Source organism: Burkholderia sp. 4NA327C6 (assembly GCF_005502655.1).
Lineage (GTDB): Bacteria > Pseudomonadota > Gammaproteobacteria > Burkholderiales > Burkholderiaceae > Burkholderia > Burkholderia contaminans.
On record NZ_SCNZ01000001.1, the window covers coordinates 24434 to 39665 of the forward strand.

16 protein-coding genes are annotated in these 15232 nt (G+C 65.8%); 9 read left to right on the forward strand and 7 right to left on the reverse strand.

What is annotated here, in order from left to right; all coding sequences use genetic code 11:
- Positions 1–311: 311 nt before the first annotated feature.
- Entirely contained in the window at positions 312–1679 is a 1368-nt protein-coding gene (locus FFS49_RS00140) for a replication initiation protein (RefSeq protein ID WP_011353619.1), read from the forward strand.
- Between the two features lie 91 nt (positions 1680–1770).
- Here the strand turns inward: FFS49_RS00140 and FFS49_RS00145 are convergent, their stop codons facing one another.
- The gene (locus FFS49_RS00145; RefSeq protein WP_039344630.1) at positions 1771–2832 is read right to left on the reverse strand and encodes a ParB/RepB/Spo0J family partition protein; all 1062 of its coding nucleotides are present in this window, start codon (positions 2830–2832) and stop codon (positions 1771–1773) included.
- A 23-nt stretch (positions 2833–2855) separates the two neighbouring features.
- A complete protein-coding gene (parA, locus tag FFS49_RS00150; RefSeq protein WP_011353621.1) occupies positions 2856–3518 on the reverse strand; it encodes a ParA family partition ATPase in 663 nt (220 codons plus the stop codon).
- Between the two features lie 978 nt (positions 3519–4496).
- On the opposite strand from parA, the gene arsC reads away from it, so the two are divergent.
- The gene (gene arsC, locus FFS49_RS00155) at positions 4497–4856 is read left to right on the forward strand and encodes an arsenate reductase (glutaredoxin) (RefSeq protein ID WP_071333749.1); all 360 of its coding nucleotides are present in this window, start codon (positions 4497–4499) and stop codon (positions 4854–4856) included.
- A 135-nt stretch (positions 4857–4991) separates the two neighbouring features.
- On the opposite strand, the gene FFS49_RS00160 is transcribed toward arsC, so the two are convergent.
- Complete coding sequence (locus FFS49_RS00160; protein ID WP_039344636.1) at positions 4992–5213, reverse strand: zf-HC2 domain-containing protein; 222 nt, start codon at positions 5211–5213, stop codon at positions 4992–4994.
- Positions 5191–5790, reverse strand: coding sequence for an RNA polymerase factor sigma-70 (locus FFS49_RS00165; protein ID WP_039344639.1), 600 nt, complete (start codon positions 5788–5790; stop codon positions 5191–5193). The genes FFS49_RS00160 and FFS49_RS00165 overlap by 23 nt, the downstream gene beginning before the upstream one ends.
- A gap of 367 nt (positions 5791–6157) precedes the next feature.
- Between FFS49_RS00165 and FFS49_RS00170 the strand changes: the two genes are divergently transcribed.
- Positions 6158–6712 (forward strand): NAD(P)H-dependent oxidoreductase, encoded by a 555-nt coding sequence (locus FFS49_RS00170; protein WP_039344642.1) that lies wholly within the window; start codon positions 6158–6160, stop codon positions 6710–6712.
- Positions 6713–6758: 46 nt separating this feature from the next.
- Here FFS49_RS00170 and FFS49_RS00175 read toward each other — a convergent pair whose 3' ends face one another.
- Positions 6759–9017, reverse strand: coding sequence for a hybrid sensor histidine kinase/response regulator (locus FFS49_RS00175; protein ID WP_105816264.1), 2259 nt, complete (start codon positions 9015–9017; stop codon positions 6759–6761).
- 108 nt (positions 9018–9125) lie between these two features.
- The gene (locus FFS49_RS00180; protein WP_082139541.1) at positions 9126–9467 is read right to left on the reverse strand and encodes a hypothetical protein; all 342 of its coding nucleotides are present in this window, start codon (positions 9465–9467) and stop codon (positions 9126–9128) included.
- A 20-nt stretch (positions 9468–9487) separates the two neighbouring features.
- Here FFS49_RS00180 and FFS49_RS00185 point away from each other — a divergent pair, with 20 nt between their 5' ends.
- The 3 genes from FFS49_RS00185 to FFS49_RS00195 are packed head-to-tail and all read left to right on the forward strand — an operon-like array spanning position 9488 to position 11410.
- Positions 9488–9856: a response regulator gene (locus FFS49_RS00185; protein ID WP_039344648.1), complete on the forward strand. Its 369-nt coding sequence runs from the start codon at positions 9488–9490 to the stop codon at positions 9854–9856.
- Entirely contained in the window at positions 9849–10475 is a 627-nt protein-coding gene (locus FFS49_RS00190; protein ID WP_039344650.1) for a chemotaxis protein CheC, read from the forward strand. Before FFS49_RS00185 ends, FFS49_RS00190 begins: the two co-directional genes overlap by 8 nt.
- A complete protein-coding gene (locus FFS49_RS00195; RefSeq protein ID WP_039344653.1) occupies positions 10472–11410 on the forward strand; it encodes a diguanylate cyclase in 939 nt (312 codons plus the stop codon). Before FFS49_RS00190 ends, FFS49_RS00195 begins: the two co-directional genes overlap by 4 nt.
- A 54-nt stretch (positions 11411–11464) precedes the next feature.
- Here FFS49_RS00195 and FFS49_RS00200 read toward each other — a convergent pair whose 3' ends face one another.
- Positions 11465–12349, reverse strand: coding sequence for an alpha/beta fold hydrolase (locus tag FFS49_RS00200; protein WP_105816265.1), 885 nt, complete (start codon positions 12347–12349; stop codon positions 11465–11467).
- Positions 12350–12521: 172 nt separating this feature from the next.
- On the opposite strand from FFS49_RS00200, the gene FFS49_RS00205 reads away from it, so the two are divergent.
- The 3 genes from FFS49_RS00205 (at position 12522) to hpnE (ending at position 15229) form a co-directional block, all read left to right on the forward strand.
- Positions 12522–12854 carry a hypothetical protein gene (locus tag FFS49_RS00205; protein WP_039344657.1) on the forward strand — a complete coding sequence of 111 codons (333 nt, stop codon included), beginning with the start codon at positions 12522–12524 and terminating at the stop codon, positions 12852–12854.
- Between the two features lie 259 nt (positions 12855–13113).
- The gene (gene hpnD, locus FFS49_RS00210; protein ID WP_105816266.1) at positions 13114–13962 is read left to right on the forward strand and encodes a presqualene diphosphate synthase HpnD; all 849 of its coding nucleotides are present in this window, start codon (positions 13114–13116) and stop codon (positions 13960–13962) included.
- A gap of 13 nt (positions 13963–13975) precedes the next feature.
- Entirely contained in the window at positions 13976–15229 is a 1254-nt protein-coding gene (gene hpnE / locus FFS49_RS00215; protein WP_105816267.1) for a hydroxysqualene dehydroxylase HpnE, read from the forward strand.
- The last annotated feature ends 3 nt before the right edge of the window (positions 15230–15232 follow it).

Here is a 15232-nt window from a genome sequence, read left to right on the forward strand (position 1 = left end):
ATGGGATCGCAACCCTGTGCCGACTGCACGGCCGCGCAGTCGTAAAATTACGACAAATCGAAAGGTGAGCCGATACGGGAGGTCATTTCGCACGTGTCGCGCACAGGTGAAATTCTGTGAATCGGCGCATCCCGCAGCACGTCTGGACGAGTCCGGAACGCTGCAAATCCGGAGCGGTGAGGGTTTTCGGGAGCGCCTGGGGTGAGTGCCGTTTTGCACGCGCACTTCACCCGCTATGGTGAGCATGTCGTTCTGGACGCACTTCACCGCAGGCGCTATCCTTCCGGAAAACTTCTCCTCCGACCCGACGTATGGCCACGACGAAGCGCGCCAAGAAAACCGATGTGGATGTGGTGAGTGCCAGTTCAGCCGAATTGCGGAAGGCCGTCGAGGCGATCGCAATTCAGCCGAAGAGCGGCAAGATCACGCTCCTCACTCGCAAGCTGTTCAATGTCCTGCTGGCCGTGGCGCAGCAGGCCGACGACTCGGGCGATACGTATCGCGCGCTGCTGTCGGACATCGTCGCCAACTCCGCCTTCGATTCGAACGACACCGCGCTGGTGAAGGAACACCTGCGCCGCATGGTGTCGGTGCAGGTCGAATGGAGCACGGGGACGTCGAGCCAGAAGCCGGGCCGCAAGTGGGGGATCTCGACGCTGATCGCCGACGCGGAAATTCTCGAGGATCCGGCGACCCGCCGCGTGTGGGTCGAATTCTCGTTCGCGCCGAAGATCAAGAAGAAGCTGCTCGACCCGGTCCAGTATGCGCGTCTGAGCCTGCAGTTTCAGAGCCAGCTGCGCAGCAGCGCCGGTCTCGCGCTGTACGAAATCTGCGTGCGCTACCTGACGAACCCGAGCCACCTGACGATGCGCGAGCCGTGGGAATGGTGGCGGCCGATCCTGTCGGGCACGCCCGACACGGAAGCCGGCGACGAGGCGAAGCGCGAGTACAAGTACTTCAAGCGCGACTATCTGCGTCCCGCGATCGCGGAAGTCAATGCGGTCACCAACATCTTCGTCGAGCTGATCGAGCACCGTGAAGGGCGCCGGGTCGCGGAGATCCAGTTCCGCGTGACCGAACGCAAGCAGCCGATGCTCGCGCTCGACGAACACCCGAACGTGTTCGACAGCACGCTGGTCGACCGGATGGTGAAGCTCGGGATCCCGCTGAAGGAAGCGCAGACGCTCTATGCGGATAGCGAGGAGAACCGCATTCGTGCCGCGCTGCAGATGACCGAGCAGCGGATGCGCAGCACGACGCTGCCGCCGGTGCGCAGCGCGCCGGCGTTGTTCAAGGATGCATTGAAGAAGGGTTATGCGCCGCCGGTCGAGTCGGTCGACGCGCTGCCTGCCGGCACGCCGTCCCCGAAGATTGCAGCAGCCCAGCCGGACGATCTGAAGGCACGCCTGCTGAGCGAGTTCGCGGCGTTCCGCCGCAAGGAAGCAAAGGTGCTGTACGAGGAGCAGGGCGACGCGGAGCGCGAAGTGGCCCGCGAGTCGTTCGAATCGGAGGCGCTGCCGACGATGGGCACGCATCTGCGCGATGACTGGCGCAAGCGCGGCCTCGATTCCAAGCTGGCCGAGACGGCCTTTTTCGACTGGCTGGCCCAGAGGACCTGGGGCGAGCCGACGGACGGCGACCTGCTGTCGTTCACGCTGAACCAGTCGCGGGCCGCCTGAGGCCCGCTCAGGCCCGCTGACGGGCCGCCGCCGGCCCCGCCCTCGATTTGGCGGGCCCGGCGTCCTCACCAGGCCCTGCCGGCCGTTTCCATTACTCCGACAACAGCATCCGCTCGAGCTGCTCGAGGATCGCGTCGCGCTTGTCCTTCGGGAGACCGCGCAGGCGCAATTCGATGCGATCTTCGCCATACGACTTCAGGTCGCCGACCGACTTGCCGCCGAGCTTGATCTCGAGACGCTGCGCATAGCGCTGACGGCCCGCGGCCTTCGGCGTTTCCTGCGCCGCGACGCGGCCCTTGACGATGTCCGACACCTGGCGTGTGCTGAGATCGTCCGACACGATCTTGTTGATCAGTCGCAGCGTGGCCTCGGTGCCGCGCGCGTTGTGATAGCGGCCGACCTGATACGCCATGTTCGAACCGAAGCGATCAGGGCGCGCGACCATTTCCTGCATGATCGCTTCCGGCAGCTTGCCGATCGACAGCGCGACGGCCACCGTCGATTCGTCGAGGCCGAGGTGCTCGGAGAGCTCCTTTTGGCTCTGGAAATGCTTGTCGTCGAGGAAGCGGCGCCACACGACGGCGTTGTCGAACACCGTCTGCGAATCGCGCTGGACGTTGAGATCGTAGCCGAGCTTGTAGCTCTGGATGCCGATCGGCACGTCGATCACGATTGCCTTGACGGATTCCTTGTTCGCTTCCTTCAGTGCCCGCACGCGACGGCCGCCGTCGCTGACGAAATACGTGCCCGGGTTCTCGTAGTCCGGAATCACGTGGATCGCCTGCTGCTGACCTTGCTTCGCGAGGTTGACCGCGAGTTCGGCAATCGACGACTTCAGATAGAAGTGCCGCGGATTGAACGGGCTATGCTTGATCGCCTTCAGCGGCAGTTCGATCACCTGCCCCGGCGCATAGCGGTTCTCGAGACGCCACGCGCGATATTGCGCCGATTCATCGATCGACGGATCGAGCGTGAAGTCGGGAGCGGGCGGCGGCGCGATGTCTTTCTTCGCGGATTTGGTCGGCGCCGGCGTGGGCGTCTCGGACTTGACGATGCCGTCGATCGCATTGAGTCGATCGAGCGCAGTGCGCTTCTCGCTCGTCGTGATATCCGGGCGCGCTTGGAATCCTTTGGCGAATTGGGAGGGTTTCATGTGACTCCTTTGTGCGCATAAAGTCAGGGCAGCATGGCGACGATTTCGTCGGCGCATGCGCGAATTTCTGCGGCGGCCAGCTTGCCGCCACGATCGTTCATCTGCAGCACGGTCTGACCGAGCGCCATCGCCTGCTTGTACGCCTCCCGGGTCGGGATCTGCGTTTTCAGCAACGGGAAGCCGAGTTCCTCGAGCGCACGCTTGAGCTCGCGGGTCAGCATGCGCTTCTCTTCGGTCTTGTTCAGCAGGAAGACGGCGCGGAGGTCTTCGTTCATGACCTGCGCCTGCTGGATCAGCTTGACCAGCCCGACGCTCGACCAGTAATCGGCCGGCGACGACGACGTCGGGATCACGGCAATCGATGCGGCCAGCAGGACCACACCCGAAACCTTCTCGGTGATCGACGGCGGGCAGTCCACGACGATGATGTCGTAGTCGTTGATGAACTTCTTGATCTCGCGATGGATCTGGCCATCGGCTTCGGCCAGGTTGACGACCGGAAACGGAATGCCGGTGTCGCTGTCGCCGGATGCGCTCGACCAGTGAACCAGTGTGTTTTGACGGTCTGCGTCGATGACGAGGACGCGCTTCCCTTTTTCATGGAACGCGGCACCGAGGTGCATGGCAATCGTGCTTTTGCCGACGCCACCTTTTTGTTGAGTGACTGCAATGATTTCCGCGGCCAATTTTCACTCCTATTTTGGTCGTTGGAATTCTACAGGACGATATTTGAATTTCAATGAAATTGTCGTTCGACAACTACGCATTGGCCATATGGGCTATCGGTTTATGCGCATAAACGACGCGACGATGGCAGATGACTCGATCGGATGGTGTGGCGGATGCCCGAGCGGTCGGTGCGCGACTCGGTGGCGTCGCGTATGTCGTCGTCGGCGAGGGTAGCGAGTTGTCGCGCGTGCCGCGTGCACTGCCTTATCGTTCGACGGGGGGGGGCGCCTCAGCTGAGAGCTGGAGAGTTTGTGCGCATAAGCTCTCCGCGGAAAGCGTGGCGCGCGATCGTATCGGGGGAGTAGGTGCTTCTGATCGTCGGTTGTGAGTGGTACACCCCGGCTGGGTATGCAGCATCGAAGTATCCCACTTGCCCTGCGTACGTCGATCCAACGCGCTATCCAGGCGCGACGTTTATGCGCATAAACCGTGATCGATCGGGGCGAGTAACGAAGGTCACCTCCCGACCGCCGGAATCCAGTACAGGGCGACCTACTTGCGAGGCAGCATACCGACGCAGCAATCACCCCGGAGCAGGCGTCACACCGACGCGCCGAAGCGTCTGCATTCGCCGCGCCGCGAATCGCGAGGCCCCCGTGATCGGCAATCGCCCGCTTTATGCGCATAAACCAACCGGCCTGCGACGCCACCTGCGGCCCCCTTTGCAGACCAAACCCCATCGTATTGGCCAAGCGCGCGCACCTTCATTCACCGTCCCGTGAAAGAATCCCGCTAGCCTTTATGCGCATAAACCTACCAATTCACTGAAGCGCGGCCCGACCAGCACTCGCCTCTCGCGGTCCATCGCATTGCCTCATTCACCTGCCTCTGCGAAGCAGCGAATCCGCGCCCGATCTCCCGATTCCTCGCCGCTCGCCCCGCCAATCCCCCAATACAGACTGGCTACAATACAGGGCTCTACCCTCCAGGCCTGAATGATGATCACGATCTACCACAACCCCCGATGCTCGAAGTCGCGCGAGACGCTTGCGTTGGTCGAGTCGCTGAATACCACCGGCGCGCCGTTGAATGTCGTCGAGTATCTGAAGACGCCGCCGACGGTCGAGGAACTGGAAGCGCTGCATCGGCAGCTTGGTCGCCCGGTTCGCGACATGCTTCGCGACGGCGAGGAGCCGTACAAGGCGCTGAATCTTGCCCGTGTCGATCTGACTGATGCGGATGCCTATGCGGCAATTGCCGCTCATCCGATTCTGCTGCAGCGGCCCATCGTCGTTTACCGCGGCAAGGCCGCCATCGGCCGGCCGCCCGAATCGGTGCAGGCACTGTTCGAATAATTCTTGTCCGCCGTATTTTTCTGATTGCGTCAGCCTGGCGCAAGCACTCGCACGAGCATCGGCAATCGAAGCCAGCCCGATCACCGGGCAGCATGCGACCACGGCCCTGACGATCGCCGTCAACGCGATCCGGGCCTAGCCTTCCCCGGGCGACGCCCCGTCATCATCCGGGGCAGGCCCCCGCCCCGCCGCCGCTTTCGCGGCCGTCCGCAGCAGCGCGATCTGCCCGCGATAGGCTCTGCAGCCACTGCAGGTCGGCAGGTGTATGCGCACCTGCAGGCGCTCATGCAGGGTCAGATGCCGGTCGAGCGCATCCGACAGCAGTCGCGTCACGTCAGTACATTTCCCCGGCAGCATCTTCGGTCGTCAGTCCTTGTTCGCTCAGGCAGGTTCGCAGGCGCGTGCGCGCCCGGTAAAGCAGCACGCTGCAATGATTCGTCGTCAGCGTCAATTCGCTGCAGATGTCCGTCATTTCGAAGTCGAGGAATTCGCGCATCATGAACACGCGCCCGATCTGCTCCGGCAGGTGATCGAGGCACGCCTCGAACAGCGTCCAGAACTGCTGCTGCTGCAACAGCGTGTCGGGGCGCGGCCACGGTCGCGGCTTCGCATGCGCGGCCCAGTGCCCGTTTTCCTTGAACAGCTCGCGATCGAGTACCGATTCGCCGTCGAGCTCGGCATCGAGCGCGGACAGGCTCACCGTCCGCTGCCGCGCGCGCAGCACGTCGATCAGCTTGTTGCGCAGGATGCCGAACACCCAGGTCTTGTGCGCCGACAGCCCCGCGAAATCGCCCGCATGGGACCAGGCGGCGGCAAGCGCTTCCTGAACGGCGTCCTCGGCCGCGTCGGCATCACGGAGCTGGAGCCGCGCGAAGCGCAGCAGGTCGCGCCGCAGTTGCGCGAGATAAACGGGATCGTCGTAGGCGGACGGCATGGATGGGTTGCAAGTGTCTCGAAGCGATCGCGCGTGCGCCACAGGCGAGCGTATCGCAGTGCCAGCAGCTTACTGGGCGCAGTGCCGGCCTGCAATGCATGTTCCGTCACGAATTCACGAAACCGGCCGACGCGCTGCGCTATGCTTGCCGAACCCTGTGTCGCGTGTCGGCAACGATCCGCGATAGGCAATCTGTAACGTCGGAACATAACGGCCGAGTTATCCACAATTTCTGTGGAAAACCTTGTGGAAAGTCGGCCGTACGGCCCCGTGGGGCGGTTCGCGGGCTGGCTTGCCTATAAACAGAACTTTGTCGCTCGATCGGAAGCAATCGATCCGATTCCTTACTCACCGGAAGGAGAATGCCATGTCCTATCGCATCGCTGTGGTCGTCGGCAGCCTGCGTCGCGCTTCGTCGAACCGCGCGCTCGCACACGCCGTGATCTCGCTCGCCCCCGCGGATTTCTCGTTCGAGTTCGTCGAGATCGGCGAGCTGCCGCTATACAGCCAGGACTATGACGCGGATTTCCCGGAAGTCGCGAAGCGCTTCAAGCAATCGATCGAGGCCGCCGACGCGCTGCTGTTCTTCACGCCCGAGTACAACCGCTCGATTCCGGGCGTGCTGAAGAACGCGCTGGACTGGGGCTCGCGCCCGTGGGGTTCCAACTCGTGGTCGGGCAAGCCGGGTGCCGTGCTCGGCACGTCGCCGGGTGCGACGGGCACCGCGCTCGCGCAGCAGCACCTGCGCAACGTGCTCGCGTATCTCGACGTGAAGACGCTCGGGCAGCCCGAGATGTTCATCAAGCACGATCCGGCGCGCATCGACGACCAGGGCCAGATCGTCAGCGAAGACACCCGCAAGTTCCTGCAGGGCTTCGTCGATCGCTACACGGGCTGGGTGCGCTTGCTGAAGTCGGCCTGAGCGCCACGCCCGATCACGCCGCCGGCACCGGCCCGCTCGCAGCCGGTCACGTGCCGGCGTGCCGCGCGTGTCGAGCATCGCGCGCTTCACGGATGCCCAGCAGGATCTCGTCGAGCAGCGCGATGTCGAACGGCTTCGACAGCACGCGGACGTTGACGGTGCGCGTGCGGTCGAGTTCCTCCGCGTAACCCGTGACGAGTATCACGGGCAGTTTCTCCGGCCGCTGTTCGACCGCTTCGGCGAGGTCGATGCCGTTCAGGCGGCCCGGCATGTGGATATCCGAAATCACCAGGTCGAACGCGTCGTTCGCGGCCGCGCTTTCGATCAGGCGCAATGCGTCGTCGGCGGTGGGCGCGTAGGTCACGCGGTGCCCGAGCAGCGACAGCAGCGCTTCGGTGCCGGCCGCGACTTCGCTGTTGTCCTCGACGAGCAGCACGTGCAGCCCGGCGAGCGCCCCCGCCCCCGCATCGTGCACGGCCGCCGGCGGCCGCGCGACGACATCCTCGACGCGTGCGCGCGGCAGGTAGAGGCGCACCGACGTGCCGGCGCCGACCGCGCTGTCGATCGTCGCGAGGCCGCCCGAGCGTTCGCAGAACGCGAACACCTGCGGCAGGCCGAGCCCCGTCCCCATCCCCTGCGCCTTCGTCGTGAACAGCGGTTCGAACGCGCGCGCGAGCACGTCGGGCGCCATGCCCGAACCCGTATCGTCGAGCGAGATCTGCACGAAATCGCCGGTGAGCGGAAAGCCGTCCTCGCGACGCAGCGTCACGTTGCGCGCGCCGACCGTGAAGCGCCCGCCCGTCACCATCGCGTCGCGCGCGTTGACCGCGAGGTTGATCACCGCGAGTTCGAGCTCCGCGACGTCGACGCGGATCGGCCAGACACCCGGCTCGATCGCGACGACCAGCGACGATTTCGAACCGAGCGAAGTCTTCAGCAGTTCGTGGCACGTGCCGATCCAGTGCCCGACGTCGATCGTTTCGTTGTGCAACGGCTGCTTGCGCGCGACACCGAGGAGCTGGCGCGTGAGCGACTGCCCGTTCTTCAGCGCGCGTTCGATCGCGCCGAGCTCCTTGTCGAGATGCTGGACCCCGCGCCGCCGCGCGATCTGCACGTTGCTCGAGATGATCATCAGCAGGTTGTTGAAGTCGTGCGCGACGCTGCCGACGAGGTTGCCGAGCGCCTGCATCTTGCGCGACTGCCGGTACGCCGATTCGATCGAGCGCCGCATCGACGCTTCGGCCTGCCAGCGGTCCCACGCTTCCTCTTCCGCCTTCAGCCGCTTGAGTGACAGCCAGATCACGGACCACAGCGCGACCGACGGTGCGAACATCGAGATGAACAGCACGCTCAGGTGTTCGTACCATTCATGCCAGATCGCCGACGTGCGGTACGAGCATGTCACGTAGACGGGATAGCTGCCGACCTGGCGATACGCGACGATCTCGCTGCTCGCGCCGTCGTGGCGCACGTGCACGACGCCGGCGCGCGGATCGTTGCGCGCGTCGCCGAACGTGACGGCGCGATCGGTGTGCGCGAGTGCCGGCGGCGGCGGATACGATGCGATCACCGCGCCGTCCGAGCGCGCGAGCGCCATCGTCATCTGCGTGCTCGCGCCGCCGAGCAGGTCTCGGTAGAACGCGTTGAAATACGACGACTTCAGCGCGATCGACACCATCCCGGCGAACGAACCGTCGCTATGGCGCCGCGCGACGCCCGTGTTGAACACGGGAATGTTCTCGAGCTTGAGCGGCCCCATCATCAGCCGCGAGATGTGTTCGATGACCTTGCCGTCGCGGATGCCGGCGAAGTCGTCGCGGTTCGCGATCGACGCATAGGGCGCCGGATAGTAGAGGCTGTTCGCGAGCAGCATCCCGCTCGCGCCGAAGATCGACACGGCAGCCACCTGCGGATAGCCGCCGCCGATCGTGTTCAGCGCTTCGTGGATGTCGGACTCCCGGTTGCGCACGGTCGCGTCGTCCATGTCCTGCACGAGATCGACGATGCGCGCATCGAGCGTCTCGCTCAGGTCGAACACCTTGAGCGCGTGCTCCTCGGCCACCCGCACGGTGCGCATCGTCACGTCGCTCGCGGCGGCCTCGCGCGTCTTCAGGTCGTTGTACGCCATCACCACGACGTAGATGCACGGCAGCACGATCGCCGCGACGAGCAGCACGATCAGCGTCACGCGGCGCACCGCGAAATCGTGCTCGGGCGCACCGGACGCATAGTTGCCGTCGTCCTGCCAGTCGTCGGCAGGTGGGGAGGCGGGAGCGTGGGAGTCGGCAGGCCGGTCGGACGTCATCGAGGAAGCGGGTGAGGCAGAGGTGCCTGCCATCATAAACGAGTTGCGACGGCCCGCCGCACGGCCCCTGACGCCAGCCATCCTGTCGATTTCGACAGGGGGAAATTGTCAGATTGAAAACGCGACGAATCCGGCAGCGCAAACGTACACAAGGAAAAATTTTGCGTGCTTATCTCGAAAATGATCGTGGCTGTTTTCGGAATGGCGCGTGTTCGGATCGATTCTGTTCGAAATGGTGAAAATGGCGAGTTGCATCGCCTCCGGTTTACTCAGAGAATCGCGCCTTGCTTTCCCTATGACAGATATATGCGCCCGCCGGCGTTCGCCGTGCGGTGCGTCGCGCGCACCCGCGTCGCGGCGCCCGCGCGTGGCCGCCAGACGGTTGCCCGCACCCGAACGCATGGCGCCTAAAGAAGTGCGCCGCGCGGTCGTTAACGCGAGAGAGACCATTCCGTATACCGCATCGCCCCATGCCTTTGCCGATTGTAATTGCCGACGATTCGCTGCTCGCTCGCAAACTTCTGACAAAGGCGCTGCCGGGAGGCTGGGACGTCGAAGTCGCGTATGCCGCGAATGGTCGAGAGGCCCTGGCGCTCTATCGTGACGGCAAAGCTTCCGTGATGTTTCTGGACCTGACGATGCCCGACATGAGCGGATATCAGGTGCTCGAGACACTGCGCCACGAAGATCTGAACACGTTCGTGATCGTGGTATCCGCCGATATTCAGCCGCAGGCGCAAGCACGCGTGCGCGAATTGGGCGCGATCGCATTCGTAGCCAAGCCCGTGACGTCGGAGGCATTGCTGCCCATTCTCAAGGAGTATGGGTTGTATGCCTGACTCGGTGTTCACGGCGGAGCAACGCGACGCGTTGCAGGAAATCGCCAACCTCGCTATGGGCCGCGCCGCCGCGCGGCTCGCGTTGTTGCTCGGGCACTTCATCGAGCTGTCGGTGCCGCGCGTGCGGGTCGTGAAAGCGACCGACGCGGGTGACGCGCTGCGCGAGATGACGGGCATTCACGACAACGTGACCGCCGTGCGCCAGGGCTTTCGTTCCGACATCAAGGGCGAAGCGATCGTGTTGTGCCGCACTGCGAGCATCGCGCGGCTCATGTCGGTCGTCGACCGCACGTTCGGCGATGGCGTGTACGGCGGGATGGCGACCCCCGACGAAGTCGTGTTCGACGTCGCGAACGTGCTGATGGGCGCGTGCGTCGCGTCGATCCTCGACGAGCTCGGCCGCAAGCCCGTGTTCTTTCCGCCGGGGCTGCTCGGCGCGAACGTGTCGTTCGACGACGTATTCCAGCCGACCGAGCTGGCATGGAGCGTGGCATTGCTGCTGGAAGTGAACTTCGGGCTCGAGGACCACGCGTTCCGGGCTCATTTCGTGATGCTGATGGCCGAGGATTCGATCCGGCTGATGGGCGACGCGCTCGACGCGTTGCTGTCCGCGCTATGACGGCCGCCACCTCGTCGCTGAGCGACCTCGTGATCGAGCGGGTGGGCTTCGGCCTGTTCGTGCTCGACCGCGCGATGACCGTGCTGATGTGGAATCGCTTCATGCAGGACCACAGCGGCATCCCCGCCGCGGACGTGATCGGCCGCAACCTGTTCGACTGTTTTCCCGACCTGCCGCGCGCGTGGCTGTCGCGCAAGCTCGAGAGCGTGTTCCAGCTCGGCAGCTTCGCGTTCAGCTCGTGGGAGCAGCGGCCCTACCTGTTTCGCTTCGAGCACGACCGGCCGATCACGGGCGGCGTCGACTACATGCAGCAGGACTGCACGTTCATGCCGCTCACGCGCGGCCGCGACGTCGAAGCCGTGTGCGTGACGATCTCGGATGTCACGCACGTGAGCGTGATGCAGCGCGAGCGCGAGGAAGCGGTCGCGAAGCTGCGCGAACATGCGAATCGCGACGGCCTGACCGGCATCGCGAACCGGCGCTTCTTCGAGGCGCGGCTCGGCGACGAATTCGCGCGCTGGCAGCGCTATGGCGGCGACCTGTCGGTGCTGCTGTTCGATCTCGACCACTTCAAGACGATCAACGACCGTTTCGGGCATGCGGCCGGCGATGCCGTGCTGCGCGAGACCGCGCGCCGCGTCGCGTCGATCGTGCGCGCGCAGGATACGTTCGGCCGCTTCGGAGGCGAGGAATTCGCGCTGCTGCTGCCGTGCACGAATCTCGACGAGGCGATGCTGGTGGCCGACAAGGTGCGCGATGCGATCGGCAGCGTGCCGGTCGATGCAGAAGGAGTCAGCGTGCCGGTGACGGCGAGCGTCGGCGGTGCGTGTGCGAAGGCGGGCGCGCCGACCTGCGACGTGCTCGTCAACGAGGCCGACGCCGCGCTCTATCGCGCGAAGCGGCTCGGGCGCGACCGGTCGGTCGCGTATGCATAGGTAGCGCATCCGCCCCGCCGTGCGGGGAGCGGATGCCCTGGGCGCGTGCCGCGCTCAGCTTTTCGCGATGTCCGCCAGCACGCCGGCGAGCACGGCCGGCTGCGACATGAACGGCGAATGGCTGCTGTCGAGCTGATGCACGTGGGTCGGGTTGCCGGGCACGAACGCGTCGGCTTCGTCGATGAAGCGCTGCTGCAGCGCGGGTAGGACCACGCGATCCTGCAGGCACTTGATGTAGTGACGATCGATCGCGCCCCAGCGCGCGGCGGTCGTCGGGATCGCGGTCGCGAACGGCGCGGCCGGCACGTCGCAGCTCATCAGGTTCGCGACGGCCTCGAAGTCGGCCTGCGGCACGTCTTCGTACAGCGCGCGCTTCGCGAGCTCGCGATACGCGGCGTCGCCGCTGCGCGGATCGATGCGCAGCGCACCGGCAACGCGCGGGCTCGCCAGCATCAGCGGGGCGAGCATTTCCCCCTTGTTTTCAGGTGCGCGCACGTAATCGAGGCCCGGCACGCCCGACGCGGGCATGAAGGCCGCGAGATAGACGATCTTCGCGATCTTGTCCGGCGCGCGCTCGGCGGCCGCCGTGATCGCAAGGCCGCCCATGCTGTGCCCGACGAGCACGACCTTGCCGTGGCCGAGCGCGTACGCGTCGTCGACCGCCTGCATCACCTGCGTGGCGTAATCGTCGAGCGTCGTGTTCGCGACCGGCGACGGCTCGGCGCCGAACGCGTCCTTGTCGAGCGGGCGTGCGAAGTAGGAGGCGGGAAAGCGGGCATGGATCCCGTGCGCGGGCAGGTCACGCGCGATCGACAGGTGGCCGCGCGCGGCCAGCGCGGCCGCGACGTGCGCGTAACACCACGCGCCGTGCCAGGCGCCGTGCACGAGCACGAAAACGGGATGATCGGACTGCGGGGTGGCGCTTGCGTTCGTCTCCATGATGTCCGGCTCTTCAGATTTTGGGAAAGGTGTCATCTTAGACGAACCCGTGCGCCCGGACGGGCCGGCTTCGATCTGTCCTCTTGTCTCGTACAGGCCACATTTCGTGCGTATCTGATTTGAATTTATCGCGAACCACGCTAATTTGTTGCTTTGCTTCCGATTGCGCCCCATGAACGTCGACTATCTCTTCTACCGGAGGCCGGACAAGCCGGGCCCCTATTCGCTCGACGATCTCGGCGACATCGCGCCGCCGATCGGCCCGGGCGACCTGGTGCGTGCGGGCATCGCACGCGTGTTCGCGCAGATCGACTGGCACGAATCGCCTGATGTGCCGGGTGCGTGGTTCGGCACGGGCGGCGCGACCTTCCAGTTCACCGCGGAGCCCGACGGCCGCGTGACGAGCTTCATGGGCTCGCGCCTCGAGCGCCGCTCGATGCTGCAGCTCACCCGCGAAATGGGGCTCATTGCGCTCGACCTGCAACGCGACATCGTTTACGGCTGACGCGCGGCCGGCGCCGGGGCCCGCCCGCGCCGGCCGCGCTTGCCGGCCAACGGCTTCCGGCATGCCGCCGCCCGTGGCGCGTGTCCGCCATCGAACTTCAAAGATTGCTATACTTTCGCCCAATTCCGGCTTCCGGCCGGTAATTTGTGCATGTCTGCGTCGATCGTTCGCACATCTCGCATGCATTTGACACCCTGACCATCCCCGCCGGGCATGGCTTCTTCAATCGCCCCGCGTGGGTGTCTCCGTGGAGCTCGTCTTGGCCGTTTCCCATTCCGTCGTGGACGAACAAGAAACCGACGCCGCTGCCGTCACATCGGGCAGTTCTTTCTATCTGGCGATGCGCATCCTGCCGGCCGTGCAGCGCGATGCGATGTTCCAGGTCTACGCGTTTTGCCGCGCGGTCGACGACATCGCCGACAGCGACCTGCCGCGCGCCGAGCGCAACGCGGGCCTCGATCGCTGGCGCGCGGACATCGACGCGTGCTTCGCCGGCCGCCCGCCGCGCCACCTGGCCGCGCTCGACCGCGAGATCCGCGCATTCAACCTGCAGCGCGACGACTTCCACGCGATGATCGACGGGATGGCGATGGATGCAGTCGAAGACATCTGCGCACCCGATGAACCGACGCTCGACCTCTTCTGCGACCGCGTGGCGAGCGCGGCCGGCCGTCTGTCGGTGAGGATTTTCGGGATGCCGGAAGCCGAAGGGATCAAGCTGTCGCATCACCTCGGCCGCGCGCTGCAACTGACGAACATCCTGCGCGACATCGACGACGATGCCGCGATCAACCGTTGCTACCTGCCGCGCGAACTGCTCGCGCGCGAAGGCATCGCGATCACCGACCCGGCGACGATCGTGCGTGATCCGGCGCTGCCGCGCGTGTGCGCGACGCTCGTCGAGCGCGCGCTCGAGCACTTCCGCCAGGCCGATGCGGTGATGGATACCTGCCCGCGTGCGCAGGTGAAGGCGCCGCGCATCATGTCGGGCGCGTATCGCTGCATCCTCGAAGCCGCGATCGCACGCGGCTTTGCCTTCCCGCGCGCGCCGCTGCGCAAGCCGAAAGCGCGCATGCTGATGATCGCGGCGCGCTACGCGCTGTTCTGAGCCGACCGAGTCGATGCCCAGAACCGTCCACGTGATCGGCGCCGGCGTTGCCGGCCTGTCGGCCGCGGTCGAACTGCAACGCCGCGGGCGGCGCATCGTGCTGCACGACGCGCACGCGCACGCGGGCGGCCGCTGCCGCTCCTGGTTCGACGGGACACTGAACACGACGCTCGACAGCGGGCTGCACACGGTGTTCGCGGGACAGCCCGCGACGCAGCGCTACCTGCGCGCGATCGGCGCGGCCGACCAGCTCGCGGGGCCGGCGCTGCCTGAATTCCCGGTCGTCGACGTCGCGTCGCAGCAGCGCTGGACGCTGCGCTTCGGCAACGGGCGCTGGCCGTCGTGGCTGTTCGATGCCGCGTCGCGCGCGCCGGACACGACGCCGCTCGACTACCTCGCGCTCGCCCCGCTCGCGTTCGCGCGCATGGGCCGCTCACTCGCACAGACGATGCGATGCGACGGCATGTTGTGGGAACGTTGGCTGCGGCCGTATTTCCTCGGTGTGCTGAACGTCGAGCCGCGCCATGCGAGCGCCGAACTCGCGCGCGCGGCGCTGTGCAGCACGTTTTCCGCGGGCGGCGCCGCTTGCCGTCCGCTCGTCGCGCGACACGGCCTCGGCAGCGCATTCGTCGAACCCGCGCTGCGGATGCTGCAGCATGGCGGCGCGCAGATCCGGCTGAACTCGCGGCTCGACGCGTTCGAATTCGGCGCGCACGGCAACGCGGTCGATGCGGTTTCGGTCGGCGGCGAGCGGATCGATCTCGCACCGGGCGACGCCGTCGTGCTGGCCGTGCCGCCCGAGGTCGCGCAGCCGCTGGTACCGGAACTCACCGCGCCCGACACGTTCAGCGCGGTCGTGACCGCGTATTTTGCGGCTGAAGCGCCGGCCGGCAATCCGCTGCAGACCACCGTCATCAACGGCGTCGTCGATGCGGTGCGCACCGGCGGCGGCCAGCTCGCGGCGACGATCCGCGACGCGGGCCGCTGGCTCGACACGCCGCGCGATACGCTCGCGCGGCGCATCTGGGAAGACGTCGCGCGCGTGACCGGCGCGAACCCGGAAGCCATCCCCGCGTGGCAGCTCGTCGTCGAGCCGCGCGCGGGCTTTGCGGCGGTGCCGTCGCAGGAAATGAAACGGCCGGCCGTACGTACGCGCTGGACCAATCTTGTGCTGGCGGGCGACTGGATTGCCACCGGCTTGCCCGCCACGATCGAGGGTGCGATCCGCTCCGGCCAGCTGGCCGCGGACGTGCTCCAGACACAGTAAGTA